Raw genomic sequence first — 9078 nt, 5'->3', positions numbered from 1 at the left:
TCGCCCACGGCCCACTCGACCTCCGGCGGTACGTCGATCTCGCGCCCGCGGAGCAGCCGGACCCGACCGACCAGGACGGCCCGACCGTCGACCGTGCCGGTCACGCCCAGCCCTTCGAGGTTGCCGAAGGCGGCCACCGGGGGCAGCGCGCCCGCGTCGGCGGCAGTGGCGGCGATCGCCCGGGCGATCGGATGCTCGGAGGCGGCCTCCACCGCCCCGGCCAGCCGGAGCAGCTCGGCCCGGTCCACCCCGCTGGCCGGCACCACGTCGACCACTGTCATCCGGCCGGTCGTCACGGTGCCGGTCTTGTCGAGCACCACGGTGTCCACCCGGCGGGTCGACTCCAGCACCTCCGGGCCCTTGATCAGCACGCCGAGCTGGGCGCCCCGACCGGTGCCGACCAGCAGTGCGGTCGGGGTGGCCAGGCCGAGCGCGCACGGGCAGGCGATGATCAGCACGGCCACGGCGGCGGTGAACGCGGCGGTCGGGCCGGCCCCGGTGCCGAGCCACCAGCCGAGCGTGCCGACGGCGAGGGTGATGACGATCGGTACGAAGACACCGGAGATCCGGTCCGCCAGCCGCTGGACTGCCGCCTTGCCGCTCTGCGCCTGCTCGACCAGGTCGGCCATCCGAGCGAGCTGGGTGTCCGCGCCGACCCGGGTGGCGGTGACGATCAGCCGCCCACCGGCGTTGATCGTGGCACCGACCACACCGTCGCCCGGGGCGACCTCGACCGGCACCGACTCACCGGTGAGCATGCTGGCGTCGACCGCGGAGGTGCCCTCCTCGACCACCCCGTCGGTGGCGATCTTCTCCCCGGGGCGGACCACGAACCGGTCACCGACGACGAGCCGGTCCACCGGGATCAGGGTCTCCACGCCGTCACGCAGCACCGCCACGTCCTTGGCGCCGAGGTCGAGCAGGGAGCGCAGGGCGGCGCCGGCGGTCCGCTTCGACCTGGCCTCGAAGTAGCGACCGGCCAGGATGAACACGGTGACCCCGGCGGCCGCCTCCAGGTAGATGTTGCCGGCGCCGTCGGTCCGGGTGATGTCGAAGCGGAACGGGTGCGTCATCCCGGGCATCCCCGCGTCACCGAGGAAGAGCGCCCAGAGCGACCAGCCGAGCGCGGCCAGGGTGCCGAGCGACACCAGGGTGTCCATGGTCGCGGCGCCGTGCCGCAGGTTGGTCCAGGCGGCCCGGTGGAACGGCAGCCCGCCCCAGACCACCACCGGGGCGGCCAGGGTCAGCGACAGCCACTGCCAGTAGTCGAACTGCCAGGCCGGGACCATGGCCAGCAGGACCACCGGCACGCTCAGGGCCACCGACACCCAGAGCCGGGTACGTGGCCCCCGCAGCGGGTCCACCGGAGCTTCCGCGCTGGGCGGAGCCGGCAGCGCCGCCGTGTAGCCGGTCTTCTGCACGGTGCCGATCAGGTCGTCCGGCGTGACGCCGTCGGCGTACCGGACGGTCGCTTTCTCGGTGGCGTAGTTGACGGTGGCGCTCACCCCGTCCATCCGGTTGAGCTTCTTCTCGATCCGGGCGGCGCACGCGGCGCAGGTCATCCCGCCGATCGCCAGTTCGATCCGGTTCGGTGCCTCGGGCAGCGGTCTGCTGGTGGTGGTCATCGTCTGGTCCCGTCAGTTGTGTCCGTGCCCGGGGGTGCCGTGGTCGGCCCCGCCGGTCGGTGCGGGTCCGCTCGGGGTCGGGGCGTTCCCGGTCGGGGCGGCGCCGGCGACCACGGTGAACTCGGCGGTGTGCACCCGCCCACCGTGTTGGAAGTCGAGGTAGAGCCGGTAGCTGCCCGCCGAGGGCACCTCGGCGAGGAAGGTGACGGCCGGACCGGGAGGGGTGCGCCCATCGCCGGGCGTGCCGTCCGGGTGCACGTGCAGGTACGCCAGATCACCCCGGCGCAGCGCCACCAGGTGCCCGTACGCGCCCAGGTAGGGCTCGAGGTCGGTGACCGGTTGCCCGTTGCGGCTGACGGTCAGGGTCAGCGACGACGTGCGGCCGGGCTGCGGCGCTCCGGTCAGGGTGACCGTGTAGCCGTCGACGGTGGTGCTGCTCGCCGGTGCGGGCAACGGTCGTTCGGTCAGCTCCCCGGGGACGGTCACGTCCACGCCGAGGGTCAGCGGCTCGCCTCCGGTCGGGGTGAAGTCGGCGAACGCCCGCCACTGCCCGGCGCCGGTCAGCGGGGTGTCGACCCGCCAGGTGCCGTCCGGGGCGAGCTCGGGGTGGACGTGGCGGAAGCCGGAGAGGTCCCGCCGGGCGACGATCAGGTGCATCCGCTTGTCGTGCGCCACCTCGTACCGGGTGACCGGGCGGCCGTCCGGGCCGGCGATCCGGAAGGCGAACTCGCCGGCCGGGGCGTCGACCCGTTCGAGGCTGTAGCCGCGCTCGGAGACGAGCAGCCCGCCGGGGAGCCGGTCGGCCGTCCCGCCCCGCTCGTCCACCGCCGGGGTGGCGGCATCGTCGTGTCGACTCTCGGCGGCCGGGGCGGGGTCGACGACCCGGCCGACCCCGTAGGTCGCGCCGAAGACCGCCGCCAGGCCGACGGCGAACCCGGCCAGTTTCGTCACCGTACGCACGCCGGCCCTCCGATCACGCGTCGACGAGGTCGTAGCCGGCCTCGTCGACGGCGGCCCGGACAACCGCGGTGTCCAGCGGCTGATCGCTGCTGACGGTGACCCGGCCGGCGGCGAGGTCGACCTGGACGTCACGCACGCCCGCGATGGCGCCGACCTCGGCGCTCACCGCGCTGACGCAGTGCCCACAGGTCATGCCCTGCACCTGATACGTCGTGTTGACCATTGGATCGTCTCCTTTACGGTACCGGTACCCGGTGGGGGTATCTCATCCGGACACGACCGTACCATACCCCCTGGGGGTAGGCTATCCTGGTCGACATGACCGCACCCACCCCGATCCGCGGATACACCGCCAGCAAGGACCAGCTGCTCGCGCGGCTCCGCCGCGTCGAGGGGCAGGTCCGGGGCATCGAGAAGATGGTCGACGACGACCGCTACTGCATCGACGTGCTCACCCAGATCTCCGCGATCCAGGCCGCCCTCGACAAGGTGGCCCTCGGGCTGCTCGACGGGCACGCCCGGCACTGCATGCACGAGGGCGCCGCCGAGGGTCGAGCCGACGAGATGGCCACCGAGATGATGGCGGCGGTCGGCCGGCTCATGAAGCGCGGCTGACGGGCCGAAGTCCGCCACGCGGGCGGTTCGGCCGCCCCGACACTCCGCCACGACCTGCAACCATCGGGCGGGCTGGCTAGCATCTCCCACGATGGCTCTCCGCATGCCGCCGCCCAGTCGGGCACCGGCGCCGCCTCGACGTGGCGTCGCCCCCGACCGACCGGGCCGAGCAATGACCGTCCGTGATCACGCGGTCGTCAGGCAGCGATCCGCCCCGCCGATCCGCCGCGTTTCCACCGAAACGGTGAACCGCCCGGCACGTTGACCCGTACCCCGCACCGGATCGTTGGGAGTCTCGCCTTGGCCGCCGACCACACTCACCCCGCTCCGTCCGCCCCACCACGGGTGCGACGGATCCTCGTCGTGACGGTGGTGCCCCTCTTCGTCGCCACCGTGCTCGCCGCGGCGCTGCTCTGGCCGCACGGCGGGTCACCGCAGACCGACGGTGGGGCGGACGTGCCGCGCTACCCCGGCACGGTCACCCGGGTGGTAAGTGAGCCGTGCCCGCCGCTGCCGTCGGTTCCCGAGGGCACACCGAGGGTCGGCGACGGGCGGTGCGGCACGGTCGACGTCCGGGTGGACGACGGGCCGGCCGCCGGCCAACAGGTACGGACACCGGTGCCCGACGGGCCCGGCGCACCCCGGGTCGAGGTCGGTGATGAGGTCATCCTGGTCGAGCTGGCCGACCCGACCGATCCCACCACCAGCAACTGGAACATCGCCGAGCACCAGCGCGGCACCCCGATGGTGTGGCTGGCTGTGGTCTTCGCGGCCGCGATCATCGCGTTCGGTCGGTGGCGAGGTCTGGCCGCGCTCGCCGGCCTGGCCGCCAGCTTCGCCATCCTGCTCACCTTCGTGCTGCCGGGCATCGGCGCCGGCAGGTCACCACTGCTGGTGGCGGTGGTCGGCGCGGCCCTGATCATGTTCGTGGTCCTCTATCTGACGCACGGGGTCACCGCGCAGACCTCGGTCGCGGTGCTCGGCACCCTGGGCAGCCTGGTGCTGACCGGCGTGCTCGCCACCATCGCCACGGCCGCGACCCACCTCACCGGCTTCGGCAGCGAAGACGCCACCACCCTGTCGATGTTCCAGGGCGACGTGGACCTGCACGGTCTGCTGCTCGCCGGGATCATCATCGGGTCGCTCGGGGTGCTGGACGACGTGACGGTCACCCAGGCGGCCACCGTCACCGAGCTGGCCAACGCCAACCCCGGGCTGACCCGGTTGCAGCTGTACCGGGCGGCCACCCGGGTCGGCCGCGCGCACATCGCCTCCACTGTCAACACCATCGTGCTGGCGTACGCGGGCGCGTCGCTGCCCCTGCTGCTCCTGCTCACCGCGGACTCGCGGCCGATCGGGCAGATCCTCACCAGTGAGTTCCTCGCGCAGGAGATCGTCCGCAGCGCGGTCGCCACCCTCGGGCTGATCGCCGCCGTACCGCTGACCACCGGGCTGGCCGCTGTGGTGGCCGCCGCCGGGCGCACCGATGCCACGCCGTCCACCGACGCTCCCGCGCCCCGGCCCCAGCCGGACCGCACGGAGGCACTGGCCGCACTCAGCTCACCGCGGAAGGCCGGCTCCGACGAGCCGGACCGGACGCGGACCGCACCCCCATCCGAGGCCACCGACAGGTGGCCGGAGTCGAACAGGAGCACGGATACGGCATGGTGACACTCCTCAGCGTGACCAGATCGGGCATCCACCCTGAGAACCGCGTCACTGGTCACTCAACGCTATGGCGAAATGACGCTTTTGGTCGGCATCCAGGCGTAGCTCACCCGGTCGACTCTCGGGTAACCTCGCTGCCGGTTACCGATGAAGGCGCGAAGCGGCGCCTGCGGTGCCACCGCCCAATCGCCAACCGGCGAGCCGGGGACCCAGGTACCTGGGGTGAATCCGCGTCAGCGGTAGGGGCCACTTCCGCCCCGAACCCGTCAGCTAACCCGGTCGGCGGTCGACGGAAGGGAACATTGTGACGGCACCCCTACGCCGCTGGTTGACACCCGTGGTGGCCGTGATCGCCGCACTGACCGTGCTCGCCGGGCCGCTCCCGGCACACGCCGCCCCGACGAACCCCACACCGTCCGGGCACGAGGAGGACGGCGAGCCCAAGCTGCTCAACGACGTCATCGAGCAGGCCAACCGCGACTACTCCGCCGCCAAGTCCAAGCTGGACAAGTCCAAGAAGCGGCAGGGCGAGTTGGCGGCGGAGGTCGACCGGGCCAAGGCCGACCTGGACGCGTTGGCCCCGCAGGTCGGGCAGATCGCCGCCCAGGCGTACCGGACCGGCCGGATCGGCGCGGTCGCGATGCTGCTGGAGAGCGAAGCGCCCGACTCCTTCGTCCGGCGCGCCGGGATGCTCGACGAGATAAACATGGTCAACGAGAAGAAGCTCTCCGAGGTCAACGAGGTGAAGGCCCGCGCCGAGCAGGCGAAGCTGGCCCTCGACACGGAGGTTCGGGAGCAGCAGAAGCAGACCGCCCTGATGGCGAAGCGGAAGAGCGAGGCCGACAAGGCGCTCTCCCTCGTCGGCGGGAAGGGCTTCACCGGCGGCCTTGTGGACGCCACCTCCCCGGTCGCGAGGATCGGCCCGGGTCGCACGGCCGACGGTGACTGGAAGCCCCAGTCGTGCAGCGAGAACGACCCCACCACGTCCGGCTGCGTCACCCCGCGCACGCTGCACGCGTACAAGGAGGTCAAGCGGGCCGGCTTCAACCGGTTCGTCGGCTGCTACCGCCCCGGCGGGCCGTGGGAGCACCCGAAGGGCCGCGCCTGCGACTGGTCGCTGCAGAAGAGCGGTTTCTCGCCGTGGCACAACGAGGACACCCGGACGTACGGCAACAACGTCGCCGCGTTCCTCATCCGTAACGCCGACCGGCTCGGCATCTACTACGTGATCTGGAACCGGCAGATCTGGTTCCCGGCCACCGGTTGGAGTTCGTACAGCGGGCCGTCGAACCACACCGACCACGTCCACATGTCGCTGCTCTGACCCGCACGATCCCCGTCGAGGGCCGTTCCGCGTGACGCGGAGCGGCCCTCGTCGCGTCAGACGGTGGCAGGCGCGGCCGGGCCGGTCGACTCGGGCGATCCGGCCGGGGTGTCAAGCGTCGCGAAGGCAGCCGGCACGGCGGCAACCGGGCGCACCGCTCCGGCGGCCAGCCGGTAGGACACCCCCACCACCGCACACCGCCCCCGCGCCACCTCGTCGGCCAGCACGGAGGACTGCCCGAGCAACGTCTCGACGGTCTGTGCGATGTGGATGTCGACGATGCCGTCGATGTCATCCACGCCCTCGGCCTCGGCCCGGCGCAGGCTGGGCAGCACGGCGTCGACCACGGCGCGCAGATGGCCACTCGGCGCGGTACCGGTGGCGGCGGCCTCCCGGGCGGCCTGCACCGCACCGCACGAGTCGTGGCCGAGCACCACCACCAGCGGAGTGCCGAGCACGGTCACCGCGTACTCGACGCTGCCGAGCACCTCGGGGCCGGCGGTGTGCCCGGCCGTGCGGACCACGAACAGGTCGCCGAGCCCCCGGTCGAAGATGATCTCGGCGGCCAGCCGGGAGTCGGAGCAGCCGACGATCACCGCGAACGGGTGTTGCCCGTCGGCCACGGCGGCGCGGTGCCCGGCATCCTGGTTGGGGTGGCGTGGGGCGCCACCGACGAAGCGGCGGTTGCCGGCGATCAGCTCGGCGTACGCCCGGGTCGGCTCGCTGAGGGCGGGCGCCCGGTCGGTGGTCCGCTGCGGACCCGGCTGACCGCCGGAGTTCCCGGTATGACTCATCCCGCACCTCGTCTCGACGCATCTGACCTGGCCAAACCGGCTCTCCGCCGGCCGGGCGGCGGGGCGCTGGCTCGTGCTCCACCGTCACACGCACCGTAAGATGCGTCAAGGTATGCGTGATTTAGATTTCATACGTTGACTCCGGCCGCCCCCTGGGCAACCTTCCCCGGGCAGGGCGGACAAGACTCTCGTGAGGGCAGGCGGACATCCGGAAAGGCGGTCACACGATGGCGAGCACCGTGACGGGCGACACCGGCGGCGGACGGAACTGGACGTTCCTCACCAACCACGGGCACGTCCTGCTGGCCATCGCCCGCGATCCGACCGCCCGGCTGCGCGACGTCGCGGCCGAGGTCGGCGTGACCGAACGGGCCGCGCAGGCGATCGTCGCCGACCTGGAGGCGGGGGGCTACCTGCACCGCACCCGGGTCGGGCGACGCAACGAGTACACCCTCAACCCGGCTGGCCGGTTCCGGCACCCCGCCGAGGCCGACCGGCAGGTCGGCGACCTGCTCGCGCTCTTCGCCGACACTCCCACCGCGAAGGCGTCCCCCCGGGCCTGACCCTCGTCACCGGGGGCCGCCGCCCGACGGTCACGGCGGTAACCTTTGCCGGTGCGCGAATGCCCGCCGTTGAGCGCGACCCCGTCCCACCGTGCCCTTCGCGGCGTCCTCAGTGGAGCGCTGGCGGCCCTGCTCGGCGCCGGCCTGGTGGCACCCTCCCCCGCGACCGCCGCGCCGCCCCTCTGCGGTCCCTCCGGCACCGACAACCTGACCCAGCTGCCGTGGGCGCTACGCCGGCTGGAGCCGTCCTCGGCGTGGCCGCTGTCCCGGGGCGCCGGGGTCACGGTGGCCGTGATCGACTCCGGAGTCTCCGCCGCCCACCCGCTCCTCAAGGGCCAGGTTCTCGAGGGCCGCGACTTCAACGGCCTGCCGGCCCGGCAGGGCCAGTGCGACGAGGCCGGGCACGGCACGCTGATCGCCGGCATCATCGCGGGTCGGGAGGGCACGGTTGTCCCCTTCAGCGGCATCGCCCCGGCTGCCCGCATCCTGCCGATCCGGGTCCTGCCGCAGCTCGGGGAGGTCAGCAACCCGCAGCTCCCCGCGCAGATCGCGGCAGCCATCGACTGGGCGGTCGACGAGGGCGCCGACGTGATCAACCTGTCCCTGACAACAATTCCCCGCCCCGAACTGACGGCGGCCGTCGAGCGCGCGCTGGCCAAGGGGGTGGTGCTGGTCGCCGCCGCGGGCAACCGGACGGAAGACTCCCAGAACCGGCCGGGCTACCCGGCCGCGTACCCCGGAGTCATCGCGGTCGGTGGCGTGGACGAGCAGGGCGGGCACGTCGGCACCTCGATCAGCGGCGACTACGTCGACATCGCCGCACCGGGAATGAACATCGTCGGGCCGGCGCCCGGAAACACCGGCTACCGCACCGTGCCGGAGGGCGGCACCAGCTACGCCGCCGCGTACGTCTCGGGAGTGGCCGCGCTGGTCCGGGCCGCCTACCCCGGTCTCAACCCCCAGCAGGTCGCGGATCGGCTGAAACGCACCGCGGACAACCCACCGGAGGGTCAGAACGCCGACATCGGCCACGGGATGGTCAACCCGTACCGGGCGGTGTCGAGCCTGCTCGGCACCCGGGCGAACCCGCCCGCCGGTGCCCTCCCGGCCCCCGCCGTGCGGGACGACCCGCTGAGCTGGCAGCGCCCCGCCGCGATCTGGGCGGCGGTCATCGGCGCTCTGCTCGCCGGGCTGCTGCTGGTCGCGCGACCGATCATGGCCCGGGGCCGCCGACGCGACTGGCGCCCCGGCCGACGCACCGACGCGCCAACCGCCGGCTGAGCGGCGCACCGCGGCGCGGCGCCGACGCCTACGCCAACCCGGAGCCGCCAACGCAGAGCGGCTCCGGGCCGCGCGAACCGGACCCGCGCCGCTCGTACGAATGTCTCAGCTCCACCCCTTGTAGTTGCTGCTCTCCGTGGTGAGGTAGTTTTCGCGGGCGATGCCCACGGCACCGCCGATCTCGTTCACGATCCGGTTGATTTCCAGGCCCTCCGCCTCCACCTCCGCCCGTTGCTCCTCTTGTACAC

At 72.9% G+C, this 9078-nt stretch carries 9 protein-coding genes and 1 riboswitch; of the genes, 5 read left to right on the top strand and 4 right to left on the bottom strand.

The window, feature by feature from the left end:
• From PSH25_RS27495 to PSH25_RS27485, 3 genes are all read right to left on the bottom strand, one after another.
• Positions 1 to 1625, bottom strand: a 1625-nt coding sequence (locus tag PSH25_RS27495; RefSeq protein WP_238661802.1) for a heavy metal translocating P-type ATPase, incomplete at its 3' end; no start/stop codon positions are given.
• 12 nt (positions 1626 to 1637) lie between these two features.
• The gene (locus PSH25_RS27490) at positions 1638 to 2585 is read right to left on the bottom strand and encodes a DUF8832 domain-containing protein (protein ID WP_238661801.1); all 948 of its coding nucleotides are present in this window, start codon (positions 2583 to 2585) and stop codon (positions 1638 to 1640) included.
• Positions 2586 to 2598: 13 nt separating this feature from the next.
• Positions 2599 to 2808: a heavy-metal-associated domain-containing protein gene (locus PSH25_RS27485; protein WP_091395144.1), complete on the bottom strand. Its 210-nt coding sequence runs from the start codon at positions 2806 to 2808 to the stop codon at positions 2599 to 2601.
• 95 nt (positions 2809 to 2903) lie between these two features.
• Between PSH25_RS27485 and PSH25_RS27480 the strand changes: the two genes are divergently transcribed.
• From PSH25_RS27480 to PSH25_RS27470, 3 genes are all read left to right on the top strand, one after another.
• Positions 2904 to 3200: a metal-sensitive transcriptional regulator gene (locus PSH25_RS27480; RefSeq protein ID WP_030329541.1), complete on the top strand. Its 297-nt coding sequence runs from the start codon at positions 2904 to 2906 to the stop codon at positions 3198 to 3200.
• 300 nt (positions 3201 to 3500) lie between these two features.
• The gene (locus PSH25_RS27475) at positions 3501 to 4871 is read left to right on the top strand and encodes a YibE/F family protein (RefSeq protein ID WP_238661800.1); all 1371 of its coding nucleotides are present in this window, start codon (positions 3501 to 3503) and stop codon (positions 4869 to 4871) included.
• Positions 4872 to 5037: 166 nt separating this feature from the next.
• A riboswitch (cyclic di-AMP (ydaO/yuaA leader) is annotated at positions 5038 to 5168 on the top strand.
• Positions 5169 to 5172: 4 nt separating this feature from the next.
• Positions 5173 to 6192, top strand: a complete 1020-nt coding sequence (locus PSH25_RS27470; RefSeq protein ID WP_238661799.1) for a coiled-coil domain-containing protein — start codon at positions 5173 to 5175, stop codon at positions 6190 to 6192.
• A gap of 56 nt (positions 6193 to 6248) precedes the next feature.
• Here the strand turns inward: PSH25_RS27470 and PSH25_RS27465 are convergent, their stop codons facing one another.
• Positions 6249 to 6986, bottom strand: a complete 738-nt coding sequence (locus tag PSH25_RS27465) for a carbonic anhydrase (protein WP_238661798.1) — start codon at positions 6984 to 6986, stop codon at positions 6249 to 6251.
• 227 nt (positions 6987 to 7213) lie between these two features.
• On the opposite strand from PSH25_RS27465, the gene PSH25_RS27460 reads away from it, so the two are divergent.
• Both PSH25_RS27460 and mycP read left to right on the top strand, forming a co-directional pair.
• A complete protein-coding gene (locus tag PSH25_RS27460) occupies positions 7214 to 7549 on the top strand; it encodes a helix-turn-helix transcriptional regulator (protein ID WP_238661797.1) in 336 nt (111 codons plus the stop codon).
• 51 nt (positions 7550 to 7600) lie between these two features.
• Positions 7601 to 8830, top strand: a complete 1230-nt coding sequence (gene mycP / locus PSH25_RS27455) for a type VII secretion-associated serine protease mycosin (protein ID WP_238661796.1) — start codon at positions 7601 to 7603, stop codon at positions 8828 to 8830.
• Positions 8831 to 9078: the final 248 nt, after the last annotated feature.

This window comes from Micromonospora foliorum, assembly GCF_022229015.1.
GTDB classification, from domain to species: domain Bacteria; phylum Actinomycetota; class Actinomycetes; order Mycobacteriales; family Micromonosporaceae; genus Micromonospora; species Micromonospora foliorum.
Note: the sequence above shows the minus strand (reverse complement) of the source record. Positions and strands in the feature narration are given on the sequence as shown.